Origin of the sequence: Massilia eurypsychrophila (assembly GCF_002760655.1) — a bacterium.
Classification (GTDB): domain Bacteria; phylum Pseudomonadota; class Gammaproteobacteria; order Burkholderiales; family Burkholderiaceae_D; genus JAFCUW01.
Genome location: NZ_PDOC01000007.1, coordinates 221,755 through 245,733 on the forward strand (window position 1 = coordinate 221,755; position 23,979 = coordinate 245,733).

General features: G+C 66.2%; 18 protein-coding genes. 10 read left to right on the plus strand and 8 right to left on the minus strand.

The features are described 5' to 3' along the window. Positions 1-35 precede the first annotated feature (35 nt). Genes CR105_RS14020 through CR105_RS27810 form a run of 3 tightly spaced genes read left to right on the plus strand, consistent with a single transcriptional unit; the run spans position 36 to position 4,924 of the window. Positions 36-464, plus strand: coding sequence for a hypothetical protein (locus tag CR105_RS14020; protein WP_099789074.1), 429 nt, complete (start codon positions 36-38; stop codon positions 462-464). A gap of 24 nt (positions 465-488) precedes the next feature. Beyond that, positions 489-4,103 carry a tubulin-like doman-containing protein gene (locus tag CR105_RS14025; protein WP_099789075.1) on the plus strand — a complete coding sequence of 1,205 codons (3,615 nt, stop codon included), beginning with the start codon at positions 489-491 and terminating at the stop codon, positions 4,101-4,103. After that, positions 4,100-4,924 carry a hypothetical protein gene (locus CR105_RS27810; RefSeq protein WP_131021846.1) on the plus strand — a complete coding sequence of 275 codons (825 nt, stop codon included), beginning with the start codon at positions 4,100-4,102 and terminating at the stop codon, positions 4,922-4,924. Before CR105_RS14025 ends, CR105_RS27810 begins: the two co-directional genes overlap by 4 nt. 6 nt (positions 4,925-4,930) lie before the next feature. Here CR105_RS27810 and CR105_RS14035 read toward each other — a convergent pair whose 3' ends face one another. The 4 genes from CR105_RS14035 to CR105_RS14050 form a co-directional block, all read right to left on the minus strand. Beyond that, positions 4,931-6,304, minus strand: a complete 1,374-nt coding sequence (locus tag CR105_RS14035) for a hypothetical protein (RefSeq protein ID WP_099789077.1) — start codon at positions 6,302-6,304, stop codon at positions 4,931-4,933. Next, positions 6,301-7,146 (minus strand): ABC transporter ATP-binding protein, encoded by an 846-nt coding sequence (locus CR105_RS14040; RefSeq protein ID WP_180288195.1) that lies wholly within the window; start codon positions 7,144-7,146, stop codon positions 6,301-6,303. Before CR105_RS14040 ends, CR105_RS14035 begins: the two co-directional genes overlap by 4 nt. Next, positions 7,133-7,531 (minus strand): GntR family transcriptional regulator, encoded by a 399-nt coding sequence (locus CR105_RS14045; protein ID WP_099789079.1) that lies wholly within the window; start codon positions 7,529-7,531, stop codon positions 7,133-7,135. The genes CR105_RS14040 and CR105_RS14045 overlap by 14 nt, the downstream gene beginning before the upstream one ends. A 189-nt stretch (positions 7,532-7,720) precedes the next feature. After that, positions 7,721-9,937, minus strand: coding sequence for a molybdopterin-dependent oxidoreductase (locus tag CR105_RS14050; RefSeq protein ID WP_099789080.1), 2,217 nt, complete (start codon positions 9,935-9,937; stop codon positions 7,721-7,723). Between the two features lie 120 nt (positions 9,938-10,057). On the opposite strand from CR105_RS14050, the gene CR105_RS14055 reads away from it, so the two are divergent. After that, entirely contained in the window at positions 10,058-10,402 is a 345-nt protein-coding gene (locus CR105_RS14055; RefSeq protein ID WP_099789081.1) for a hypothetical protein, read from the plus strand. 226 nt (positions 10,403-10,628) lie between these two features. Here the strand turns inward: CR105_RS14055 and CR105_RS14060 are convergent, their stop codons facing one another. After that, a complete protein-coding gene (locus tag CR105_RS14060) occupies positions 10,629-12,713 on the minus strand; it encodes a tetratricopeptide repeat-containing diguanylate cyclase (RefSeq protein ID WP_099789082.1) in 2,085 nt (694 codons plus the stop codon). A gap of 258 nt (positions 12,714-12,971) precedes the next feature. Between CR105_RS14060 and CR105_RS14065 the strand changes: the two genes are divergently transcribed. Both CR105_RS14065 and CR105_RS14070 read left to right on the plus strand, forming a co-directional pair. Beyond that, entirely contained in the window at positions 12,972-13,838 is an 867-nt protein-coding gene (locus CR105_RS14065) for an ABC transporter ATP-binding protein (protein ID WP_099789083.1), read from the plus strand. Further along, entirely contained in the window at positions 13,835-15,397 is a 1,563-nt protein-coding gene (locus CR105_RS14070; protein ID WP_099789084.1) for an ABC transporter permease, read from the plus strand. Before CR105_RS14065 ends, CR105_RS14070 begins: the two co-directional genes overlap by 4 nt. Positions 15,398-15,408: 11 nt before the next feature. On the opposite strand, the gene CR105_RS14075 is transcribed toward CR105_RS14070, so the two are convergent. The 3 genes from CR105_RS14075 to CR105_RS14085 all read right to left on the minus strand — a co-directional run bounded on the left by CR105_RS14075 (position 15,409) and on the right by CR105_RS14085 (position 19,723). Continuing rightward, positions 15,409-17,196, minus strand: a complete 1,788-nt coding sequence (locus CR105_RS14075; RefSeq protein WP_099789085.1) for an ABC transporter ATP-binding protein — start codon at positions 17,194-17,196, stop codon at positions 15,409-15,411. After that, positions 17,186-18,937 (minus strand): ABC transporter ATP-binding protein, encoded by a 1,752-nt coding sequence (locus CR105_RS14080; RefSeq protein WP_099789086.1) that lies wholly within the window; start codon positions 18,935-18,937, stop codon positions 17,186-17,188. Before CR105_RS14080 ends, CR105_RS14075 begins: the two co-directional genes overlap by 11 nt. A gap of 114 nt (positions 18,938-19,051) precedes the next feature. Beyond that, the gene (locus CR105_RS14085) at positions 19,052-19,723 is read right to left on the minus strand and encodes a phasin family protein (RefSeq protein ID WP_099789087.1); all 672 of its coding nucleotides are present in this window, start codon (positions 19,721-19,723) and stop codon (positions 19,052-19,054) included. Between the two features lie 202 nt (positions 19,724-19,925). Here CR105_RS14085 and CR105_RS14090 point away from each other — a divergent pair, with 202 nt between their 5' ends. From CR105_RS14090 to hisC, 4 genes are all read left to right on the plus strand, one after another. Then, the gene (locus tag CR105_RS14090; protein ID WP_099789088.1) at positions 19,926-21,200 is read left to right on the plus strand and encodes an amidohydrolase family protein; all 1,275 of its coding nucleotides are present in this window, start codon (positions 19,926-19,928) and stop codon (positions 21,198-21,200) included. Between the two features lie 46 nt (positions 21,201-21,246). Then, the gene (locus CR105_RS14095; RefSeq protein WP_099789089.1) at positions 21,247-21,774 is read left to right on the plus strand and encodes a GNAT family N-acetyltransferase; all 528 of its coding nucleotides are present in this window, start codon (positions 21,247-21,249) and stop codon (positions 21,772-21,774) included. Then, the gene (locus CR105_RS14100; RefSeq protein ID WP_099789090.1) at positions 21,771-22,289 is read left to right on the plus strand and encodes a GNAT family N-acetyltransferase; all 519 of its coding nucleotides are present in this window, start codon (positions 21,771-21,773) and stop codon (positions 22,287-22,289) included. Before CR105_RS14095 ends, CR105_RS14100 begins: the two co-directional genes overlap by 4 nt. A 186-nt stretch (positions 22,290-22,475) precedes the next feature. Continuing rightward, positions 22,476-23,534: a histidinol-phosphate transaminase gene (hisC, locus tag CR105_RS14105; protein WP_099789091.1), complete on the plus strand. Its 1,059-nt coding sequence runs from the start codon at positions 22,476-22,478 to the stop codon at positions 23,532-23,534. Positions 23,535-23,979: the final 445 nt, after the last annotated feature.

The following is a 23,979-nucleotide window of genomic DNA, read 5'->3' on the forward strand; positions in this document are numbered from 1 at the left end:
TTTTTTACTTGCTGAACCCGAAGGAACGACAGACCATGCAAAACGACCAGGCTCCCGCATCCGCCCCCGCCGCCGATCCAGGCTTCAAGCTGCCCGGCCCGGCCGGCGACGCCTTGCCGAAACAAGGTGGCACGCCGATCGAGGTGGCGCCGGCGCCGGCTCCCGTCGCCACCGATACCTCCACGCGCGACCTGGCGATCGGCGGCGCGGTGTTCCTCATCCTGCTGGTGATCTACTTCTTTGTCCGTAACGCCTACGTCCATCACCTGGTGGTGCGGCGGGTGGCGCCATCGACTGCCGGCAGCGCGGGCTGGCTGATGTTCGTCGGCCTGTGCTTCCTCAGCGCGGCCGCTGTGCTGGCGATGATCAATGCCAGCAAATTCCTCACCTTCGCGGTGACCGGCCCGCTGGTGGCGGTAGGCCTGATCGCGCTGGTCGCGACGCTGTTCGTCGGCCGCCGCTGATCCACTTCCACCTGAAAGAACGACATGGCTGAATTTCCCAACACCGCGAGCGCCGACAAGAAGGCCGAGCTGAAGGTCGACCTGCGCCCGACCCTGTTCATCGGCGCCGGCGGCACCGGCATGGAAGTGATGATGCGGATCCGCCGGCGCATCATGTCGGAAGTGTGGAACCGGCATAACCCGACCCGCGTCGAATCGATCGCCGAGTTCCCCGTGGCGCGCTTCCTCCACTTCGACCTCGACAACCACGCCATCATCGACGAAGGCAAATCGCTGCGTACCGACCCCTGGTACGAGCTGGTCAAGCTGTCCGACGAGGAGCGCCTGGTCGAGCCGCTCGACCTGCCGCAGTATCATGAGTCGGACGACAGCCTGGCGCGCTTTCCGCTGATCGAAAACTGGATGCCGCTACGGCCGAAAAAACTGCGCTCGCTCGGTATCGATCCGTCCAAGGGCGCCGGCCAGATCCGCGCGCTGGCACGCCTTTACCTGTTCGACAAATATCCGAAACTGCGTGGCCGCATCAAGGGCGCGCTCAATTTCTTGAGCAGCAATGCCGGCAACGAGCGCAAGGAAACCTATCAGCGCCTCGGTCTTCAGGTCGACACGTCCAAGTTCCGCATCGTCGTCATCGCCTCGTGCGCGGGCGGCACCGGCGCCGGCAGCGCCATCGACCTTGGCTGGATCTCGAAAGCGATCGCGCGCCAGGAAGTGTCGGACAACCAGGTCGACCTGGTGATGTTCATGCCGTCCGGCTTCGCCAAGGCCAACAAGGAGCGCACCGAGGCGAACGCCTACGCCACCTTGATGGAGCTCGAGACGACCATGCGCGACATGAACGCGCAAGTGCGGTGGATGGATCCGGACAGCGTGGTCGGCAAAGGCGCGCCGTTCGACGACGTCTATTTCGTCGATACCGCCAACCTGGCCAACAAGGCGACCCAGGACATCAAGGACGTCTACCAGATGGTGGCCGACACGCTGTTCGAGGACTTCGCCTCGGCCGATTTCGCCAACCGCAAGCGCTCCATCGCGGTCAACCAGCAGCAGCACAAGCTGGGGCCATTCAATCCGCGCGTGCCGGAACAGCGCTTCGGCGACATGCGCCTGTCGTACTCGAAAGTGTATTCGGCATTCGGCCAGGCGGTGCTCGACACCCAGCAAAGCCTGCGCGACGACATCCGCGCCTACGAGCTGTCGGCGCTGATGGTGAAGGCCTTCTTCGGCCTGGTCGGCACCGACGGCGCCGCCGCCCGCCGCGCCGGCGACCAGGAGCGCGACATCTTCATGCGCGAGCATATGGCGATGAGCGAGCGCCCGTTCGACGAGTTCCCCGACTTTAAGAAGGGCACGGTCGACGTCACGCCGTTCCAGGAATACGCCCTGACCGACCAGCTGTTGATGGACAAGGACCAGCGCTCGCTGCTCGAGCGCGTCGAGAGCAAGGTGCAGCTCGAGGTCGACCGCATCATGGGCGCGTATGACCTCAAGGTATGGCGCGAGAAGGTGGCCGAACTGCTGCCACAGCTCGAACGCGACGCCATCCGCGAGGCCGGCGCCACCGCCGAGACCAGCGAAGACCGCATCAAGCGCCACACCGCCGAACTGATGACGCGCCTGAAGGGCCGCTCGCGCCAGCAGCTGTATGCGCTGCTGGACGACCGCAAGCAGGGCGGACTGGAGTTCGTGCTGTCGCTGCTGGAACAGGTCAAGGCGCGCCTGCTGCAGCGCGACCTCGCCAGCGCCGAGCGCAATGGCCGCCACTATCGCGACATCCGCGACGCGCTGCGCACGCGCCAGGTGGAGGAGTCTCTCAATAACCTGTCGCAGGCGGCGGGCAAATTGTTCGGCAAGGACGCGCAGGCGCGCGAGGTGATGACCCACCTCAAGCGCGACATCGCCGACTACCTGCGCTTCCACCTGCTGGCGGTGGCGGCCGGCCAGGCGGTCGAGGTGATGCGCGGGATGTCGGCCTGGCTGGGCGATCCGCAATCGCTGGACGAACATGGCCAGCCGGTGTGGAGCGGCATTGCCGGCGAATTCCAGGAAGGGCGGCGCAGCGTGCAGGCCATGCTCGGCGCGGTCGACCAGCGCATCGGCCAGTTGCGCGCCGATGCCCAGCACGAGCATGCCACTTACATCAAGCTGGCCAGCGACGTGCTGCCCGAGCCGGTCGAGCTGACCGGCGACATCAGTGCCTGGAGCGAAGAAGTGCTGCTTGAATTCGGCGGCTCGGCGCGGCTGTTCCCGCAGCTGGGCGACGATCGCCTGCGCGCCAGCCTGCTGCTTAAACTGTTCCGCCGCGCGCAAACCCAGCTCACGGTCGAACAGATCAACGGCGTCGAGCCGGCCGACCCGCTGCTCGAACGGCTGGCGGCGATGTCGCCACAGGAGCGCCAGCGCGTCTTTAACGAGTGGCTCAAGAGCGCCATGCCGTGGATTAATGCGCGCTTTTCGGCCGAGTTCACGCCGCGCGCCGACCAGTTCAAGTGCTTCATTGGCGTAGGCGACGCCAACGCGTGGCGCCGCATGGAGGGCGAAATCCGCGCCGCCGTGCCGACCGGTTCCTTCCACGGCGACCTGGTCACCATCGTCAATACGGGCATTCCCGGCAAGGCGGTATGCTACATCGAGCTGTCCGGCTTTCCGATGACGGTGCTGCGCGGCCTGCCGACCTGGCGCACCTCGTACCAGATCGAGAACCCGAAAATCCCGACCCACCTGCATTTCGATTCGACCCGCTTTCGCCACCCGATCTCGCCGTCGATGGACGAGCTCAATCGGCTGGCCGACGACTACGAATGGTTCCTGCAGGCGAACGCGCTCGGCGTCATCAAGCGCAAGGCGGACCTGGCCGATCGCGAGGCGTCGTTCCAGCCGCGCGGACAGTACCTGTTCGAAGTCGAACCGGGATCCGGCGAGTGGCTACAGATCGGCAACGAGTTCGCGATCCGCTCGAACGGCTTGCCGGCTTACTACCGCGACCAGGTCATCATCGCCGTGCAGCGCAAGCTGGCCGCGATGGGGCCGAGCCAGCTGGTGCTGCTGGCCGCGCTGATGCGCCATTACCAGCAGCGCGTGTACGAGCCCAAGCTCGAAGTCGACGAGACCGGCGCGCAGCTGCCGTCGCCATCGCTGCCGAACATCACCGCGCGGCGGCTGTACGAACAGTGGCTCAAGCGCGCCCGCGCGCTGAACCCGGGCTTGGCGCCGGCGCAGGTCGACACGGCCGCCAGCACGCTCGTGCAATGGTCCGAGCTGGTGCCAGATTCGGCCAGCGACGCCTATCACTGGGAAGTGGAAAAGGCGGTCGACAAGCGCGTGATCCGGCATGACGTGCTGGCCAGCGAAGAGCGCGCGGCGCAGGTGCTGGAGACGCCAGCGCCGGCGGTAGCGTACATGCCGGCGGCGCCACGCTACAAGCTGTTTTCCGGCGGCGCCCAGCACGGGCCGTATTCGCTCGACGACATCGCGCTGCGGATTGCGCGCGGCGAGGTCACCGCCGACACCCGGGTCTGGAACATGGGGTGGAATCCGAAGGCCGACAAGTGGCAGAGTGCGGGCCAGATGGCGGAACTGGCGGAGCTGTTTGGCGACACAATTCCGGACCCGGATGACGGCATCCCGGATCCGCAGTGAAGCGAGACGACGTGCAAGATGAAGTGATTTACCGCTGCGTCAATGGCGCTTGTGTGCGGCCGCTGCCGCGCAGGGTCAACTATTGCCCGTACTGCGGCACCAGCCAGAGTACCGGCCTGCTGCGGCCGGCCGACGCTGCCGCCGCCGTTCCTGTTGTTGCCGCTGCTCCACCGGTATCGTTCGCCAAGCCGGCGCCGGCTGCTCCCGCGCCAGCGGCGGTGCTTCCGCCTCTGCCTCCGCCGCCGGTCCGCAAACCGGCGCCAGGCGCGTCGCCTCCGCGAGCGGCAGTGCCGGCTCGCCCGCCGCAGCGCGAACCGGTCCGGCTACGTTACTGGCTGCTCGCGCTTGGGGTGCTGTGGCTGATCTGGATCACCCAGCGCCCGACGCCGCAGAAGATCGATGCCCGCATCGACAGTGCGATCGCACTGGCGACGGCTTGCAAGGCCGGAGAAGCGCAGGCCGAACTGATCGCGCTGAAGGACAGTACGGCGACACCGGCGCAGCTGCAGCGACTGCAGTCGGCGCTCAACGACGCCGATGCCGCGTGTGCCCGCAAGCGCGCGCGTCCCGCGCCGAAGGCGGCGCGTCCGCTCGCGCGCGAACAGGCGCAATCGGCGCGCAACCTGTTGGCCGATGCGCGCCAGGCGATGGCGCGCGGCGACTACGCGGCCGCTTCGAGCAAGATGGAGGTGTGCGCGGCGATGGTCGACGCGGGCAACCGCGAGTGCAGCGTGCTGAAGGCAAAAGCCGATCGCCTGCAAGATCAATTGCGGCGCTGCCTGGCCGACGGCGCCGAGTGGGTGGCCGACCGTTGCCAGTAGCTTTTTTCAGCCGCCGCCGCGGGCGCAGGCCATCAGCTTTTCCTTGGTCCAGAGGCGATCGGCCACACGCAGAATTGCGTAAGTGGCCGCGACCAGGACCAGCGCATGCATCAGCCAAGCAGTCTGTCCACGCCATGCAGCCGCGTAGCCGGCAATCCAGTGGTAGTACGCCCAGATGCCCAACATCGCGATGGCGGTGACGGCGCTGACGATTGTAGGCCAAGGCAGTGCGCGGATCACCAGCGCAACGCTGATGGCGAAGGCCAGTTCCGCCAGCACCACGACGTTCGCAGCAATGGTATCGAACAGCGCCGCCCCGGACGTTTCGTTGAAGAGGCGGCTCCACAGCATGTACGCGAGCACCAGCACGGCCAGTGTGACGTAGTGCAGCCTCAGGGTCGCAGCGAAAATATCGGAGGCGATGCGGCCGGTGCGCCAGGTTCCCGGGGTCAGTAGCCACCGCCAGTGCAGGTCACGGGCGGCCAGAGCTTCTGTCATCATAAGACACAGCAGGCCGAGTGAGAGCAGGTGGCGTATATCGGGCTGCTGCCCTACACGCAGCGGCACCAGGTGGTCCGACAGCACGAATACGAAGAATAATATTTTCCCTATCCAGCCGATGCGGCTGCCGATGGTGGACTGCAGGGCGGGCGACTGCCTTGCCCATGCCGTGTCCAGGGGCGAGTAGCGCAGTATATGGCCGGCCAGTGACGAAAGCCGCCGCTTGTGAGGAGCTGCGCCACGACCTGGGGAAAACGCCGGTTGGCCGCGCCACTCGCGCGCCAGTGCGTGGCCCAGCATCGGCCATGTCAGCGCCAGTACCGCCAATACCGGCAACGGCAAGTTGACGAACCACGCAAGCAGGCCGGCCGCGCCGAAGTAGAGCGCCGCCAGCAGCCCCGCGACTGCGACCGCGTTGGCAAGCCATGCGAGCGGTTTTGGCACCATCGAATGCCGCGCCAGCGTGCACAAGGCGCCGAGGCACAGGCCCGAGGAAATCAGCGCAAACGCGCCGGCCCAGGGCAGGTGCGACGCCGGCGATGCCAGCAACGCGCTCATGGCCGCGCCGACCAATGCCCACGCGATGGTGGTCTCGACCAGGCATGCACGGGCCCACCGGCGCCAGAGCGCCTGGGGCATTGGCTGCGCGCCGATCACTTCGCGCGCCCGCGCCAGCGCCTTCATCTGCACCGCGCCAACAGCGACGATGAGCACGAAGCTGGCCTGGAGGACGATGCGAATGCCGGTGGCCACTCCGCTAAAGTCGTGCAGCGAGGCGAACATCATCCCGATCCAGGTGACGAACAGCAGCAACAGCAGCGCGTACATTGATTCGCGTTCCCGCAACGGGAACTGCTGCAAGGGGACGGCGCCGTTCATGCGTTGAGCTCCACGAACAGCTCGTCGAGGCTGAGCGTGCGGCCTTCGCTGGCGCCCGGCGCGGCGCGCCGCATGTCGGCGATGCGGTCGCCCGTGTGCTTGTTTGTCGAGACAACCGCTTCCTGCGGAATGCCGGGTGCGTTGGCCGGCTGCAGCCGGAAGTATTCGAGCAGCGTGTCCCATGCTTCGAACAGCTGGATCGCGCCGTCGCGCATGAAGGCGACGTGCGACACCACGCGTTCGAGGTCGGTGAGGATGTGACTCGATATGAGGATAGTGCGTTCGCGTTCGGTATCGTCGCCCTCGGCGCCGAACAGCGCGCGCATGAATTCGCGCCGGGTCAGCGGATCGAGGCTGGCGACCGGCTCGTCGAGCAGCAGCAGGGCAGGGTCGTGCGCGAGGGCGAGGATGACGGCGAGCTTTTGCTGGTCGCCGCCGGATAATTCGCTCACCTTGCGGTCGATGCGCAGGTCGAGTCGGCCGGCAAGTTCCTTGACGCGCGCTTCGCTCCAGCGCGGATAGGCGCTGCCGATCGCTGCCAGCATTTCGTCGGCCCGCATCCAGTTGAACAGGTCAGGCGTCTGCGCGACGTAGCCGAGGCGTTCGCGCGCGGCGTCGGTCATGTTCGATGATGGGCAGCCAAGCAGGGATGCGCTGCCGCTCGACAGCTCGATCAGGCCTGCGAGGCAGCGCAGCAGCGACGACTTGCCTGCGCCGTTGCGTCCGACCAGGCCGACCACCGAGCCGGCGGGAATGTCGAGCGTGATGCTCTTGAGGATATTGGCATCGCCGCGCACGAGATTGAGCCTGGTGGTGGCGATCGCTGCATCAGTCGGATTCATTGTCATCCTTGCTGGAAGGTTGGTGAAGACAGGTTTGGAACAGCGCGAGAGCGTCGGCGTCGGACATGCCGAGCTGGCGGGCTATGCTGGCGGCGGCGTCGAGTGCGGGCCGCAGCATCGCGGCCTTTTCCGATTTCCCGGACTTCCCGCGCTCCGCGATCACCATGCCAAGGCCGCGCACCCGCAGCACAAGGCCTTCGGTTTCGAGCAGGCTGTACGCTTTGCTGACGGTCATCGGATTGATCGCGTGGTGCAGGGCCTCGGCGCGGACCGACGGCAGATAGTCGCCCGGGCGCAGCTGGGCGCTGGCGACCATGCGATGGACCTGTTCGACGATCTGGCGGTAGATCGGGGTCGGGGCGGCGGGAGTGATCTCGAAGTGCATGTGAATTACTGTATCACTGCATTAATACACATGACAAGCAGATTTTTGCGCCACTTTGCGCCGCGCCCAAACAAACGGCGACCCTCTGGTCGCCGTGTTTGGTCTCTCGCTGAATTTCAAAATGACTATGTCATTTTGACGTTTTGCGAGGGCCTTTGGTTCGGTTGAAGCGCGATTTTCAGCGAATCCCTACAGCGGCGATATTTGCACCGGCACGCCCGACAGCACCGCATTGCCGGACAGCGGATCGCGCAGGTGTTCGTCGAGCAGCGCGTTCAGGTTCGCGCCAGGCCGCTCGGCGGCGACGTTCAGGCGCACGCCAGGCAGGCTGTGGCCCCAGCCGTGCGGCAGGCTGACCACGCCAGGCATCATCTCGGCGCTGACCTCGACCTGCGCTTCGATGCGGCGGGCGCCGTTGCTGATGGCAGCCATGGCGCCGTCGGTAAGCCCGAGGCGCTGTGCATCGCTCGGATGGACCAGCGCGGTGCAGCGGAAGGCGCCTTTCGCCAGCACCGGCAGGTTGTGCATCCAGCTGTTATTCGAACGCAGCTGGCGGCGCCCGATGATGACCATGTCCGGCGCCGGCGCGGCCAGTTCGGCGCCAACGCGCGAAAGGTCGTCCAGCAGCGCCTGCGGCGCCAGTTCGATTTTGCCGGACGGCGTGCGCAGCACTTCCGGCACGCGCGGCGTCATTGCGCCCAGGTCGATGCCCGATGGCGCGGCCTGGATCGCAGCCAGCGTCAAACCGCCCGGATTGCGGCCGAACTGGTCGCCGTAGGGACCGGAGCGCAGCGCCAGTTCGAGCATCCGCTCGGCGCCGCGCAAGTGAGACAGCGCGGCCAGGATCTGCGGCGCTGAATCACCGGCGGAGCGCTGCAGATCCTCTTCCAGCGCGGCATCGTCGAGCGCATCGATGTCGGCGTTGGCGCCCAGTCCCTTGACGATGGCGGCGATGCGCAGCATGCTTTCCCACTCGTCCGGCTGGCCTTGGGTGCGCGCCAGCACCGGCGCGCTGTAGCGCGCGTGATTGCGGTGCGAGAACTGGGTGAACGACACGTCGTAGTGCGAATCCTCCAGCGGCGAAGGGCCCGGCAGGATGACGTCGGCGTGACGAGATGTCTCGTTGAGGTAGATGTCGAGGCTGACCATGAAGTCGAGCTGCTCAAGCGCGGCGGCCAGGCGCGGACCGTTCGGGCTCGATAGCACCGGATTGCCGGCGATGGTGATCAGCGCGCGGATCTGGCCGGGACCTGGCGTATCGATTTCTTCGGCCAGGCAGGTGAGCGGCAGCTCGCCGCCCACTTCCGGCGCGCCCGACACGCGCGACGCGTAGCGCCCGGTGACCACGCCGCGGCCCACGCCTGGTTTGCCGCGCGTGTTGGCAGCGAACGCCGCCGCCTTCGGGAACATGGCGCCGCCTTCTTCGTCGAGCTGGCCGGTGAGGACGTTGATGACGTCGATCAGCCACGACGCGAGGGTGCCGAACTGCTGGGTGCAGGTGCCGATGCGCCCGTACACGGCGGCGCGGCCGGTGCCGGCGAGCGTGCGCGCCAGATCGCGCATCACTGCCGCGGGGATGGCGCAGCGGTCGGCGACGCGTTCGGGCGAGTAGGGCGCGAATGCCGATTCAAGCTGCTCGAAGCCGGCGACGTGATCGGCCAGGCGGCCCAGGCGCACCCGCTTCTCGTCGAACAGTGCATGGGCGATCCCGAGCAGGAAGAACACGTCCGATCCTGGCCGGATGAAGTGATGGGCGTCGGCGACGTTGGCCGTCTCGGTGCGGCGCGGGTCGATCACGACGATCTTGCCGCCGCGCGCGCGCAGCGCCTTGGCCTTGCCGCGAAAGTCAGGCACGGTCCACAGGCTGCCGTTGGAGACCATCGGGTTGGCGCCGATGATGAGCAAAAAGTCGCTGCGCTCGATGTCGGGCACCGGCACCGACAGCCAGCTGCCGAACATCAGCCCGACCGACAGCATCTTCGGTACCTGATCGACGCTGGAAGCGGAGAACATGTTGCGCGTGCCGAGCGCCCGGGCCAGCCGCGGGAAGTACAGCATCAGGCTCATTTTGTGCGACGTCGGGTTGCCCAGCATGGTGGCCACTGCGTTGGCGCCGCCGGCCGCGATGACCGGCGGCAGGCGCCGCTCGATCTCGGCGTAGGCTTCTTCCCAGCTGGCCTCGACGAAGCGGCCATCGCGCTTGATCAGCGGCGTGCGCAGGCGGTCGGGATCGTCGTGCAGGTCTTTCAGGCCGATCGCCTTCGGGCACAGGAAGCCGTTTGAGAAGACATCGCGCGCGTCGCCGCGGATGCGCACCACGCGCTGTTGTTCGAGATCGACTTCGAGCCCGCAACAGGCCTCGCAGAAGGGACAGATTCGGTACGCGGTCGTGGCTTGCTCGGTCATGGCATCGCTTTCGGAAAATCGAACGGTCGTGCCATTCTCGGGATTAGCACCACAACTGTCAACCGCTATCTGACCGCTGCTGTTATGCTTGTTGGCAACAAAACCCCCACAGGAAAAATCATGCGAGCAAGTTCAATAGTCAGTACGGTGTTGTCGGTATTGCTGGTTGCCGGTGTTGCCGGCTGCGGCAAGCGCGACGAGGCGATGGGGCCGGCGCAGAAGGCTGGCCAGGCGGTCGACAACACCGGGGACAAGGTTGCGCGCGACATCCAGGACAAGCTCGACCGCGCCAATGCGGCCGCCAGGCAGGTCGCCGATTCGGCCAGCCAGACCAAGGACAAGATCGCCGACGCAACAGCGGATGCGGCGGCCGACGCCAGCAAGGGCCTCGACAAGGCGACCGAAGAAGTGGGCAAGAAGGTCGAGCGCGCCGGCGAAAAGATCCAGGAAGCATCCAAGAAATAATCAACGCTGGGGTCAGGTCTGACAATCGGACAAATTCCCGGGGTCAGGTCTGACATTCGGACATTTGGCCAGCATGTTGCCGAAATCGGAGAACGTTCATGCTGCGGCAGCGGTCAAAATCGGACTGAGCCGCAGCTCCACAGCCGGAAATTGTCCGAATGTCAGACCTGACCCCAGCGGTTTGTCCGAATGTCAGACCTGACCCCAGCAGTGTCAGCAGTCCGGCTCAGGCGTTGGCTGCTGCGGCCGGCGCTGCGACCGCCTGCGGCCATTCGCCCAGCACCACCGACATGTCGACGAAGCCTTCGCGCCAGGCGCGCTCGAGGTCCTGCTCGATCCGCTCCATCGACGTCTCGCCAAACTTGGCGAAGCCGCGCACGCCGTAGGCGCGATTGCGGCCGTGGCCCTTGGCCATGTACAGCGCCATGTCGACCAGGTTGACGGCGCGTTCCCACGGCAGCGGATGCTCGCCCGGCGACAGCGGAAACGGCGCGAAGCCGATCGATACGTTGACCGATATCCGCTGGCCCTGGTACTCGATCGTCTGCGCCGATATGCCGGCCAGCAGGCGCCGTGCGATCTCGTCGACGCCGTTGCGCGGGATCGCCGGCAGGAAGGCGAGAAATTCTTCGCCGCCCCAGCGCACGATCATGTCGGTCTCGCGCAGTATCAAGCGCAGGTTCTCCGAGATCATCGTCAGCACCGCGTCGCCGGCCGCGTGGCCGTACGTGTCGTTGACGTGCTTGAAGTGGTCGACGTCGAGCAGGAACAGCGCGCCGACGATCTCCTCGGCCTGCGCCGCGCCGCGCTTTTCAACCGGCAGGTTGGCGCGCATGAATTCGTGGAAGTGGCGCCGGTTGTAGAGCGACGTCAGCGGGTCGCGCGAGCTTTGCTGCTTGAGCTCGAGGTTCTTCACCTTCAGCTGCGCATTCGCCTGCCGCACCTTGCGGTACAGGATGCCGACAATCGCCGACGCCAGCGCGAACACTACCGCCAGCAGCCACCATACGCGCTGCTGCAAACGGCGGTTGTCGATTTCGACCGACTTCACTTCGTTCTCGCGCCGCAGCAGCTCGATCTGGCGTTCCTTCTTGTCCGCTTCGTATTTGCCCTGCAGTTCGAGCACTGCCTTCTGGCGCCGCACTTCGAACAGTTCGTCGGAGATGGTGCGCTCGCGGTGGTAGGCTTTCACGGCGCCGGCCATGTCGCCGGCGCGCTCGAGCGCCTCGCCATACTCCATCATGACGACCTGCAGCTTCGGCTTGTTGCCCGACTTTTCAAATACCGCCAGCCCGGCCTCGAAGCTGCGCTTGCCGTCGGCCAGCCGGTTCATGCCCAGGTACGCCTGGCCGAGATTGACGCGCGCGGTCGCCTCGATCGACTCCTCGTTGAGCGGGCGCGCCGCCTCGATCGCCTGGTTCGCGTAGCTGACCGTGCGCGCCCAGTCGTGCTCCTTGAGGTAGCTGTCGGCCAGGTTCACCAGCGAGACCGCGATCATTCTGTTGGCGCCGATCTTGCGCTCCAGTTCCAGCCCGGCCAGCAGCGCGGCCAGCGCGCGCTTGGGTTGGTTGGTCTCGATGGCGAGCGCCGATTCGGTCTTCTTCAGCGTCGCCATGCGTCCCGGCGAGTTGGTCAGCGCCGCCACCGGCAGCGCTTCTTCGAGCGCTTCAAAGCCCTTGTCGAATTCCTTCATCGACGTGTACAGCACCGCCAGCGCGTTCAACGCCATCACGGTTTCGATCGGGTGCGCGTACTGGCGCGCCAGGGTCGCGGCGGACTGCAGTTTGATCAGCGCCTCGGGGAAGTTGCCTTCCTCTTCATGCGAGTGGCCGGACGTGATGGAGGCGGTGATCCGCAGCGCCATGTCGCCGGTGGTGTTGGCCAGCTTTTCCGCTTCCCACGCGGCCAGGTGCGACGCCCGCAGTTCGTTCATCGCGAACAGCACGTAGGCGCGCGCAAGCATGCCCTTGGCCAGGATGGCGTTGTCCTTGTGCTGTTTGCCCAGGGCGATCAGCTCTTCGGCCAGCGCCAGCGCGGGCGCCTTGCCGCCGACGCTGAGCGTGGCCTGGCTTAGCTGGTTGAGGAATTCGGCCTTGGTGGCGGGGGCGGCGGCGCGCCCTTGCGGTTCAAGCTTGATCAGCATCCGCAGCGCCTCGTGCGGCACGTAGCGGTTCACTTCGCGAATGGCGGCAACGCGCTGGTCGAGGTCCGCCTGTGACTGGGCCGGCGCCAGGCCGGCGGCCAACCATAGCGACAGCAGCAGCGCGGCCGTGCGGCAGCGGTGCCTTTTCCGGATGAAGCCAGCGAACATCGTATCCCTCGGTGAATGCTTTTTTCGACGGTCCTCTTGTTTTGTGGACTCCAAAGTAATTATATTCGTGTTGCAGCTGGGAAAAAGTAAATTTTGTCTGGATTGTGTAAAAAACCACGAACTATCACCACCGCCGGCTCGTTCAAGGGGCAATCCCCGGCATTCTGTGCCACCGATCTGACCGCCTGTCGCATAGGCGATACACCGGCGCCAGGCAGGGCCTACATTCTGGTCATAACAACAAGACAGGAACACCCCATGCTCGAAATTCGCAACGTCGTGAAAACCTTTGGCAGGGACGTCACCGCCGTCGACGGCGTTTCGCTGAGCCTGCGCGCCGGCGTGGTCGGCCTGATCGGCCACAACGGCGCCGGCAAGACCACGCTGATGCAGATGATCGCCACGCTGACGCGTCCGACCAGCGGCGAAATTGTCTTCCAGGGAGCCGACATCGTCGCCCGCCCCGATGCGATCCGGCGCCGCCTTGGCTACCTGCCGCAGGACTTCGGCGTCTACCCGAACCTGACGGCGCTCGAGTTCATGCAGTACTTCGCCGCGCTCAAGGGCGTGCGCGATCCGGCCCGAATTCGCCACCTGCTTGAACTGGTCAACCTGCACGAACACGCCAGGCGGCCAGCTTCCGCCTTCTCCGGCGGCATGCGGCGCCGGCTCGGCATCGCCCAGGCGCTGCTGGCCGATCCCGACATCCTGATCGTCGACGAGCCCACCGCAGGCCTCGACCCCGAGGAGCGCCTGCGCTTTCGCAACCTGCTGTCCGAACTCGGATTCGACAAGCTGGTGATCATGTCGACCCATATCGTCTCCGATGTCGAAAGCATCGCCGGCCAGCTGGCCATCATGCGCTCCGGGAAGCTGGTGGCGTTCGAAACGCCCGCCGCCATCCTCGACAAGGCGCGCGGCCAGGTCTGGTCGGCCAGCGTAGGCACGGCCGATTACGACGCCTTGCGCGCCAGTGTCCACGTGCTGCATGCGCAGCGCCAAGGCGAGACGATGGCGGTGCGCATCGCCCACGCCGGCTCGCCGTGCGCCGGCGCCAGCCTGGCCGAACCGTCGCTGGAGGAAGCGCTGATGGCGCAGCGCTACGCGGTGCGGGAGGCGGCATGACCGGCTATCTGCTCAAGATGCTGGCGCTGAACGAAATGCGCCTTCGCATGCGGCGCCTGTCGACCGTCGTCGCGCTGCTGGCGGTGATCGTCATCAGCTGGGCCATCCTGGAGGATCCGGCCGGTGGCCACGCGCTGATTGTCATTAACGGTGCACGGGTGCTCTATACCAGCTCGGCGCTGGCGCTGGGCAGCGCCGCGATGGCGTCGATGCTGTTCTCGCTGGGCGGGTTCTTCCTCGTGCGCGGACGCATCGCCGAAGACATTCGCACCGGCGCCGGCGGCGTGATCGGCGCCACCCCGGTACGCAACGGGCTGTTCCTGGCCGGGCGCTGGTTTGGCGCGGTCGCCTATCTTGGCCTGCTCGTGCTGGCGGTGATGGCCACCATGATGGTGTGCCACGCTCTGCGCGGCGACGGCCCGATCCAGCCGCTGCTCTACCTGTCGACCTACTGCCTGATCCTGCTGCCGGCGATTATGTTCGCCGCCAGCTGCGCCATCCTGTTCGACAGCTGGGCGCCGCTGATGGGCAAGGGCGGCGACTTGCTGTTCTTCTTAATCTGGATTGCGCAGTTGTCGGTGATGGCGTTCATCGAGAGCTCCGGCTCGCTCGGTTCACTGTGGACGGTGTGCGACTTCACCGGCCTGGCGACCACGATGTCGACGCTGGCCGGCCATTTCGACATCCGCCATACCTCGCTCGGCGGCGGTGCGACGTTCGATCCGGCGCTTGCGCCGCTGACGCTGCCGGCGGTGCCGTGGACGGCAAGCGTGCTGGCGATGCGTTTCGCCTCGGCCGTGCTGGCGCCGTTGCCGCTGCTGGCGGCGGTGCTGGTATTTCACCGCTTTTCACCCGACAAGGTGAAGGTCTCCAGCGCGCGCCAGCGCCGCTCGCCGCTGGCGTTGCTGGACGGCGGGCTGCGCCCCTTGTCGCGCCTGGTGCAGCCGCTGTTCGCGCTTTCGGCCCGGTTGCCGCGCTGGTGCGGCCAGGTGCTGGCCGACGTGGCGCTGACGCTGGCGGCGTCGCCGTCGGCGATTGCCGCGCTGCTGGCGGCTGCAGTCACCGCTGCGCTGGTTGACGTCCGCCTGCTTGGGCCGGTGCTGCTGGCCTGCGTGGCGGGATGGGGCATCCTGGTCGGCGACCTCAGCACGCGCGATTTCCAGGCAGGGGTCGAAGACATGACCGGCGCGGTGGCCGGCGGCGGCGCGCGCCGCTACCTGCGCCAGTTCGGCGCGGCGGCGGTGCTGGGGTGGATGTTCATGGGCGTGGTTGCGCTGCGCTTCGCCGTGCATGCACCGCTGCGGGCAGCCGCGCTGGCGGCGGGGATCTTCGCCCTGGCGGCGCTGGCCAGCCTGTTCGGGCGCTGCAGCCGCACCCCGCGCACTTTCCTGGCGCTGTTCCTGTTTGGTTTGTACGTGGCGTCGCAGGCGGTGACGGTGCCGATGCTCGACGCGGTCGGGTTCAACGGCGCCGCCACCGTGCCTTCGGTGCTTGCGTACCTGGCGATCGGTATCGCGGCGCTCGCCGGCGGCTACGCGTGGAACCGGTTCCGCGCTTGAGTCAGCGGTGTCTACACCGCCAGCTGCTGCAGCAGGTATAGCCGCTGGTACAAGCCGCCCTCGACCTGCATCAGCGCCTCGTGCGTGCCGGCTTCCTCGATGCGGCCGTGATTGAGCACGATGATGCGGTCAGCGTCGCGGATCGTCGACAGCCGGTGCGCGATCGCGACGATCGTCACCCGTCCGCGCAGCTCGTCCAGCGCCACCTGAACGATTTGCTCGGTCTGGCTGTCGATGTTCGACGTCGCCTCGTCCAGAAGCAGGATGCGCGGCTGGCCGGCCAGCGCGCGGGCGATCGCGATCAGCTGCTTTTGCCCGGTCGATAAGCGCGACCCGCTTTCGCCGAGCGAAGTCGCGTAGCCCTGCTCGAGCGCGGCGATGAAGTCGTGCGCGTGGGCCGCGCGCGCCGCCGTCTCGACCTGCTGTTGCGACAGGCCGCGCCCCATGTCGATATTCTCGAACGCCGACGCCGCCAGCAGGAACGGATCCTGCGGCACCAGCCCGACCTCGGCGCGAAAGCGCTCGTTGTCGATGCCGGCGATCGGCTCGCCGCGGATCTCGATGCTGCCTTGCTGCGTGCTGTAGTAGCGCAGCAGCAGCGACAGCAAGGTCGACTTGCCGCTGCCGGTATGGCCGACGATGCCGACAAAATCGCCCTGCGCGATGTCGAGGTTCAGGTGATGCAGCACCGTCTGCCCCGGCACGTACGCAAACGACAGGTCGCGCACGGCGATGGCAGGGACGTCGTCGGCCACGGCGCGCGCCGCGGCCGGCGCCTTGCCGGCGGCATGTTCGGGTGCGCCCGGCTCGTCGAGCAGCGTGGCCACGCGGGCGGTTGCCACCACGGCCTGCTGCAGGCCGCTGAACTGCATGGTGATCTGGATCAGCGGCTCGACCACGCGCGCGATGTAGCTGATGAACGCATACAGCACGCCCACTTCCACCGCGCTCATTTCGCGCTGGCCGAAGCTGAAGATGACCACCGCCAGCAGGATCACGTTGAGCAGGTCGAGCGCGGGACGCAGCAGGAAGGCGTTGGCGCGCAGTTCGGCCAGGCGCGCGGTGTAGTGCGCCTGGTTGGTGACGGCAAAGCGCTGGGCAAAGCGCGCCTGCGCGTTGTTCGCCTGCAGTACGCTCATGCCGCCGATCGATTCGGCCATCTGGCCGTTGATGTCGCTGCGCAGCGCGCGCGCCCGCGTCACCGCCGGCGCCGACATGCGCTGGTACAGCCACACGATCAGCACCACCGCCGGCACCAGCGCTAGCACGATCAGCATCAGGCGCCAGTCGAGGAAGGCCATCGCTGCCAGCGTGCCGACCAGGACGATGGTGCTGTCGAGGATGACGAACAGCACCTGGATGTACAGTGTCTTGACCGCTTCGGTGTCGTTGGTGACGCGGCTGACCAGCTGGCCCGTGATGGCCTGGTCGAAGAAGGCCATCGGCAGGCGCAGCACGTGGCCGTACACCCATTCGCGCAGGCGCTGCACCGAGCGCATCGCCAGGCCCGACAGGCGCACCAGCTGCAGGTAGCGCAGCCACGAGGCGATCCAGCCGGTGACGAGCATCCCACCGAGCAGCGCGGCGATGCGCGACCAGTCGAGGTGGCGCGGCAGCAGGTGGTCGTCGATCAGCGCCTTGCCGAGGATCGGGCCGAGCACCTCGAGCAGGGCGGCCAGCGCCAGCCACAGTACCGCCCAGCCGAGATGGCGGCGCTCCGGCCAGGCGGCACGGCGCAGCAGGCCGGTGGCGCGGGCGGCCTGGGCGCGCATGGTCTTCGCGTCGGAATCAGAGCGCATCGAGGCTGGCCTCCAGTTGTTGGTAGCGCCACTGGCTGGCGTACCAGCCGCCGGCGCCGAGCAGCGCGTCGTGGCTGCCCGACTCGGTGACGCGGCCTTCGCGCAGCACCACGATCAGGTCGGCGCCGGCCACTGCCGACAACCGATGGCTGGCGATGATGGCGCTGCGACCGGGCTGCTCGCGGCGTAGTTCTTCCAGGTGTTCGAGGATGCGCGTCTCGGTGCCGGTATCGACCGCCGACAATGCGTCGTCGAGCAGCAGCAACGAGCTGTGTGCCAGCAGCGAGCGGGCAATCGCCACGCGCTGGCGCTGGCCGCCCGACAGGGTGATGCCTTTTTCGCCGACGTGCGTCTCGTAGCCTTGCGGGAAGCGCAGGATGTCTTCGTGGATCGCGGCCATGTGGGCCGCGTGTTCGACTTCGGCGCGGCTGGCGCCGGGGCGGCCGAGCGCGATGTTGTCGGCAATCGTGGCCGAGAACAGGAACGACTCCTGCGGCACCCAGCTCATCGCCGATCGCAGCGCCGACAGCGTGTAGTCGCCCAGCGCCTGGCCGCCCCATGTAACCTGGCCGTGCTGCGGCGTGGCCTGGCGCAGCAGCATCCGCAGCAACGTCGATTTGCCGGCGCCGGTCGGCCCCACCAGCCCGAGCGTCTGGCCGGCCGGCAGCGCCAGCGACACGCCGGCCAGTGCCGCCGTGTCCTGGCCGGCGTAGCTGAAGCTGACGTCGGCCAGCACCAGCGTGCCCGGCACGACCGACGCGATGGTGCCGTGGTCGTCCACCGACAGCGGTTCGTCGAGCAGCGGCTGCAGGCGCGTCCACGCCGCGCGTCCGCGCTCGATCAGCGACAGCACCCAGCCGGCGGCGAACATCGGCCAGATCAGCTGTCCAAGGTACATGGTAAAGCTGGTCAGCTCGCCAATGGTCAGCTCGTTGTGCCACACCAGGTAGCTGCCCAGGCCAAGCGTGAAAACGCCGGCCGCCGTCAAGGTCAGGCCGACCGCCGGCTCGTACGCCGCTTCCCATTGCTGCGCGGTGAGGCTCGCTTCCGAGGCGTGCGCGGCGAGGATGCCGAACTGCTTCGCGCTGCGCTCTTCCAGCCCGAGCGCGCGCAAAGTACGCACGCCCGACAGCGACTCCTGCACGTGATCGTTGAGTGCGGCGAAGCGCTTGAGCGAATCGGTGGAGGCGGTGTGAATCTGGCTGGAGATGCGCCAGAACGCCAGCGCCATCAGCGGGAACGGCACCAGCGCGATGGTGGCCAAGCGCCAGTCGACGCCGAGCATCATGATCGCCAACACCATCAGCAAGGTCAGGCTGCCGTCGAAGCCGGCCAGCATCGCTTCGCCGGCCGCCATCTCGATGGCGTCGATGTCGTTGGTCGCCAGCGCCATCAGGTCGCCGGTGCGCTGCTTCTGGTAAAACGCCGGCCCCTGCGCCGACAGGCGCGCATAGAAGCGCGTGCGCAGTTCGACGCCGAGTTGATACGCCGCGGCGAACAGGCGCAGGCGCCAGCCGACCCGCAACAGGTAGATGGCCACGCCGAGCGCGAGCAGCTGTGCCAGTTCGATCAGCAGTTCGCGTTCGCCCAGCCGATGCGCGGCCAGGCCGTCGATCATTGCGCCGATCTTGCGCGGCACCCAGACGGTACACAGGGCGACGCCCGCCAGCATCAGCGCGGACGACGCGTACGCTCGCCAATGACGGCGCACGAAGCCGCCGATCAGCCCTAATAAACTCATGATGTCCTTGCCGCTTCAAGCCAGTTAAGCCAAACCGGCCCGCACACAATTAGCGGGCCGAAGCCCGCTAATTTACTACCTTTGACAGAGCGGCGCAGAGCGCGCCGTTGTCAATCACTTCTTGCGCGGCGCCTTGCCGGCGGAAGCGGCGGCCTGCTTGGCGACGATTGCCGGGGTGCCCGACACCGGCGCCGGCGCTGGCTCGGCCTCGACCGGCTTGACCTGGGTGACCTCGATCGGCTTGTCCGACGACGTCACCGGGAACGATGCGGTGGCCGGTTTCGGCAGCTCCATGGCGCCGGTGGCCTTGGCGATCAAGGTGGGTTCGGCGATCGGCGCGGCGGCCGGAACGCTGGCGGCAGCTTCAGGCGCCAGCGCGGGAGCGGCTTCGAATTGCGCGCTTGGCGCTTGCGGCGCGGCGGCCGGCGATTCGGCAGGCGCGGCGGCCGGCGATTCGGCAGGTGCTGCGGCCGGCGATTCGGCCGGTGCTGCGGCCGGGGCGGTGCCGACAATGCCAAGCAGCTGGCGGCTGTAAGCGAGCGCGCTGTCGAACTGGGACTGGGTCTGCTTGGTGACGGCGAACAGGTCGCGCGGATCCTTGGCCGACATCACCTGGCGCATCAGCGCGGACGACTGTGCCAGCGATTGGCGCGAGGCGTCGATATTGAGCGCGACGAGCTTCTCGACGCTTTCAAACGCCTTGCCGGTAAACGTCTGGAAAAACTTGAATTGCGCTTCGAGCTGCAACTTGCGTGCTTCGGAAAACTGTTCAGGAAGATTGGTCATCGGGTAATTCCTTATCGGTCGTTTATGATGCGCTGCAATATCGTTCCTAGTTTATCCATGAATGCAAGGCTTGAAAAGTATTATTTCAACTAGGTTCTCCAATAAATATTGCGCTGCAGCATGGATTTCCAAGCGTCAATTTTGCTCGGTCACCCTTGCTTGAAGCGCTACAATCGCTTGTCCCCGTGCCCCAGGAGCCAACATGGATCTCGTCATTCGCAATGCCAGCCTTGCCGACGGCCGCCGCCAGATCGACATCGCGATCGAGCATGGCCGCATCGCCGCGCTTGGCCCGCAGCTCGCCGTCGCCGGCGCCCGCGAAATCGACGCCGGTGGCGACCTGGTGACGCCGCCTTTCGTCGACGCCCACTTCCACATGGACGCCACGCTCAGCTACGGCCTGCCGCGGGTGAACCAGTCCGGCACCCTGCTTGAGGGGATCGCGCTGTGGGGCGAACTTAAGCCGGTGCTGCTGCAGGAGGCGCTGATCGAGCGCGCGATGCAGTACTGCGACTGGGCGGTGGCGCGCGGCCTGCTGGCGATCCGCTCGCACGTCGACATCTGCGACGACCGCCTGCTGGCCGTTGAAGCGCTGCTCGAAGTGCGCCGGCGCGTCGCGCCGTATCTCGACCTGCAGCTGGTCGCCTTTCCGCAGGACGGCATCCTGCGCAGCGCCACCGCGTTCGACAACCTGCGCCGCGCCATCGCGATGGGCGTCGACGTCGTCGGCGGCATCCCGCATTTCGAGCGCACCATGGCCGAGGGCGCGCAGTCGGTGCGGCTGCTGTGCGAATTGGCCGCCGAGCGCGGCCTGCGCGTCGACATGCACTGCGACGAATCGGACGACCCGATGTCGCGCCACATCGAGACGCTCGCGTTCGAGACCCATCGCCTCGGCATGCACGGCAGGGTGGCCGGCTCGCACCTGACGTCGATGCACTCGATGGACAATTACTACGTCAGCAAACTGCTGCCGCTGATCTGCGAGGCGGGCGTGGCGGCGATCGCCAACCCGCTCATCAACATCACCTTGCAGGGCCGCCACGACAGCTACCCGAAGCGGCGCGGCATGACGCGCGTGCCGGAACTGCTGGCCGCCGGCGTCGATGTCGCTTTCGGCCACGACTGCGTGATGGATCCATGGTACAGCCTCGGTTCGGGCGACATGCTGGAAGTGGCGCACATGGGCCTGCACGTGGCGCAGATGACCGGGCAGGAGGCGATGCACCAGTGCTTCTTGGCGGTGACGGCGACGCCGGCGCGCATTCTCGGGCTTGAAGGCTACGGTCTCGAACCTGGCTGCCACGCCGACTTCGTGCTGCTCGACGCCGCCAGCACGGTTGAGGCGATCCGCCTGCGCGCGGCGCGCCGGCTGGTGGTGCGCCGCGGCGTTGTGGTCAGCGAAGCGCCGCGCGCCGGCGCCACGCTGCACCTGCCGGGCCGCCCGGCGACGGTCGATTTCCGCCTCGGGCGCTAAGCGCGCGGTGCTAGAATCAGCGGCATCAGAATAGAAGGGGAGCACCTTGGAACACATCAGTATCCGACCGGCTCACGAAGAAGACCTCGACGCGATCTGGGACATCTTCCATTTCCACCTGGCCGCAGGTGAGACCTATCCGTTCGAAGCGCACACCCCGAGGAGTGTGTGCGATCAGTACTGGCTGGGACCGAACGTGACCAGTTTCGTCGCGCTCGATGCGCGCGGCGAGGTGCTCGGCATGTACCGCATCGCGCCGAACCAGCTCGGCCGCGGGGCGCATGTCGCCAACGCGTCGTACATGGTCGCCGATGCGGCCAGGAATAATGGCGTGGGCGCGCTGATGGGCCGGCACAGCCTTGTCGAAGCACGCCGCCTCGGCTACCTGGCGATGCAGTTCAACTACGTGGTCAGCACTAACGCGCCGGCGGTGGCGCTGTGGCAGAAGCTCGGCTTTTCGATCGTCGGCACGCTGCCCAAAGCGTACCGCCATGAGCAGCTTGGTTACGTCGACGCGCTGGTGATGTACCAGCTGCTCAGCGACCCGGCCACCTGGCCGGGCGAATCAGCATGACGCACATCCTCGACACCGAGCGGCTGCGCCTGCGCACGCTGGACCCGGACGACGCCGCGGTCTACCTGAAAGTGGTCAACGTCCCCGCCTTCATCGAATACATCGGCGACCGCGGCATCCGCACCATCGACGCCGCCCGCAAGGCCATTGCCGAGGGACCGGTGGCGATGCAGCACGCGCTTGGCCACTCGCTGTACCTGGTCGAGCGCAAGGAAGATGGAGCTGCGATCGGCATGTGCGGCCTGATCAAGCGCGAGAGCCTGCCCGACGTCGACATCGGCTACGCCTTCCTGCCCGAGTACGGCGGCAAGGGCTACGCCACCGAAGCTGCCGCCGGCGTGCTGGCTTACGCGGCCAGCATTGGCCTTCGCCGCCTGCTGGCGATCACCTCGCCGGGCAACGACGCCTCCAACGCGGTGCTGAAAAAAATCGGCATGCGCTTCGACAAAATGGTCTACCTGTCGCCGGATGATCCGGGCACGCTGCTGTACTGCTGCGACTTCACACTCGCATGATCCTGGACCGGCTGCGCTCAAGACGCCGGTCACGCAGGAGTCGGCGCTGTCCGGCCCCACTTGGTAGGCGGCGCCACCGATGGTGAATTGCCGGGAAAGGGAGATGATCGGCACGGACGCTTGCGCCTTATAATCGCCTATAGTTGGGCTGTACCCGCCCCTTGACTAGTGTGCATTGGAGATCTAGTGAGCCGTTTCTGGAGTGATGTTGTCCACGTCCTCGTACCTTATACGCCGGGCGAACAGGTACAGATGCCTGGATTAATCAAGCTCAACACCAATGAGAATCCGTACGGCCCGTCGCCGCAAGCAGTGGCCGCAATGCATGCTGCCGTTGGCGATGACCTGCGCAAGTATTCGGACCCATCGAACACGATGGTCAAGGATGCGGTGGCGCGCCGCTTCGGGCTGAAGCGTGAGCACGTCTTCCTTGGCAACAGCTCCGACGAGGTACTGGCACATACTTTCCATGCCCTGCTCAAGCACGACCAGCCGCTGCTAACCCCGGACATCGGCTACAGCTTCTATCCGACTTACTGCAGCCTGTACGGCATTGAGCATGTGCTGGTGCCACTCAATGACCGATTCGAGATCGATGTCGAGGCGTATATGCAGCCATGCGGCGCGATCATCATCGCCAACCCGAACGCACCGACAGGTATCGCACTTCCGCTGAAGAGCATTGCAACCCTAGCGGCTACGCATCCAGACCAAGTGGTTGTGATTGACGAAGCTTACGTCGACTTCGGCGCGCAAAGCGCCGTGACGCTGCTGGATCGTTACAGTAATCTGCTTGTCATCCAGACGTTGTCAAAATCACGCTCGCTGGCCGGCCTGCGGGTCGGCTTCGCAGTTGGCCATCCCGATCTGATCACAGGCTTGGAGCGCGTCAAGAACAGCTTCAACTGCTATCCGCTAGGCCAAGTGCAGCAAGCCGGCGCAGTGGCCGCGCTGGACGATCACGCTTACACGGAGCAGACCGCGCGCGCCATCATTGACAGTCGCCATTGGTTGACGGCGCAGATGCAGGCGTTGGGCTTTGAGGTGCTGCCTTCGCATGCTAACTTCATCTTTGCGCGCCATCCGCAGCGCGACGGCGCCAGGCTGGCAGCTGAACTGCGTCAGCGCGCTATCCTCGTGCGACACTTCAATCGTCCGCGCATCGACCAGTTCCTGCGCATCAGCATCGGCACTGATGCGGAATGTACGGCGCTGGTCAATGCGCTCGGGCAGATACTGGCTTGAGTCACTGGCCTCTCGAGTGACGCAAACCTGGACTAATCCTGCGGGGGGGGCAACCCTCCGGGTTCAGTGCCGGCAATCGGACACGGTCTCAGCCGTTCAGTAAATCCTCCGGGGTCAGAAAGCCTCCGGGGTCAGTGCCGGCAATCGGACACGGTCTCAGCCGTTCAGAAATCCTCCAAATCCTCCGGGGTCAGTACGGGCAATCGGACACGGTCTCAGCCGTTCAGTAAATCCTTTGGGGCCAGTGCCAGCAATCGGACACGGTCTCAGCCGTTCAGTAAATCCTTCGGACACGCCTCCGGGGTCAGTGCCGGCAATCCCCCTGTGTCACGCTAGTTGTCACCTCACATTTTTAGGAGACAACATGAGCAAAGTGTATTCTGACGCCTTCATCGAGCAAGCCTTGGTCAAGGTCTATTCCCGCGGCGAACGCACCATCCAGGAC

Excerpts from the sequence above, each read along its gene's own strand:
- CR105_RS14020 (WP_099789074.1), top strand. The coding sequence starts at position 36 with ATGCAAAACGACCAGGCTCCCGCATCCGCCCCCGCCGCCGATCCAGGC.
- CR105_RS14025 (WP_099789075.1), top strand. The coding sequence starts at position 489 with ATGGCTGAATTTCCCAACACCGCGAGCGCCGACAAGAAGGCCGAGCTG.
- CR105_RS14035 (WP_099789077.1), bottom strand. The coding sequence starts at position 6,304 with ATGAACGGCGCCGTCCCCTTGCAGCAGTTCCCGTTGCGGGAACGCGAA.
- CR105_RS14040 (WP_180288195.1), bottom strand. The coding sequence starts at position 7,146 with ATGAATCCGACTGATGCAGCGATCGCCACCACCAGGCTCAATCTCGTG.
- CR105_RS14045 (WP_099789079.1), bottom strand. The coding sequence starts at position 7,531 with ATGCACTTCGAGATCACTCCCGCCGCCCCGACCCCGATCTACCGCCAG.
- CR105_RS14050 (WP_099789080.1), bottom strand. The coding sequence starts at position 9,937 with ATGACCGAGCAAGCCACGACCGCGTACCGAATCTGTCCCTTCTGCGAG.
- CR105_RS14055 (WP_099789081.1), top strand. The coding sequence starts at position 10,058 with ATGCGAGCAAGTTCAATAGTCAGTACGGTGTTGTCGGTATTGCTGGTT.
- CR105_RS14060 (WP_099789082.1), bottom strand. The coding sequence starts at position 12,713 with ATGTTCGCTGGCTTCATCCGGAAAAGGCACCGCTGCCGCACGGCCGCG.
- CR105_RS14065 (WP_099789083.1), top strand. The coding sequence starts at position 12,972 with ATGCTCGAAATTCGCAACGTCGTGAAAACCTTTGGCAGGGACGTCACC.
- CR105_RS14070 (WP_099789084.1), top strand. The coding sequence starts at position 13,835 with ATGACCGGCTATCTGCTCAAGATGCTGGCGCTGAACGAAATGCGCCTT.
- CR105_RS14075 (WP_099789085.1), bottom strand. The coding sequence starts at position 17,196 with ATGCGCTCTGATTCCGACGCGAAGACCATGCGCGCCCAGGCCGCCCGC.
- CR105_RS14080 (WP_099789086.1), bottom strand. The coding sequence starts at position 18,937 with ATGAGTTTATTAGGGCTGATCGGCGGCTTCGTGCGCCGTCATTGGCGA.
- CR105_RS14085 (WP_099789087.1), bottom strand. The coding sequence starts at position 19,723 with ATGACCAATCTTCCTGAACAGTTTTCCGAAGCACGCAAGTTGCAGCTC.
- CR105_RS14090 (WP_099789088.1), top strand. The coding sequence starts at position 19,926 with ATGGATCTCGTCATTCGCAATGCCAGCCTTGCCGACGGCCGCCGCCAG.
- CR105_RS14100 (WP_099789090.1), top strand. The coding sequence starts at position 21,771 with ATGACGCACATCCTCGACACCGAGCGGCTGCGCCTGCGCACGCTGGAC.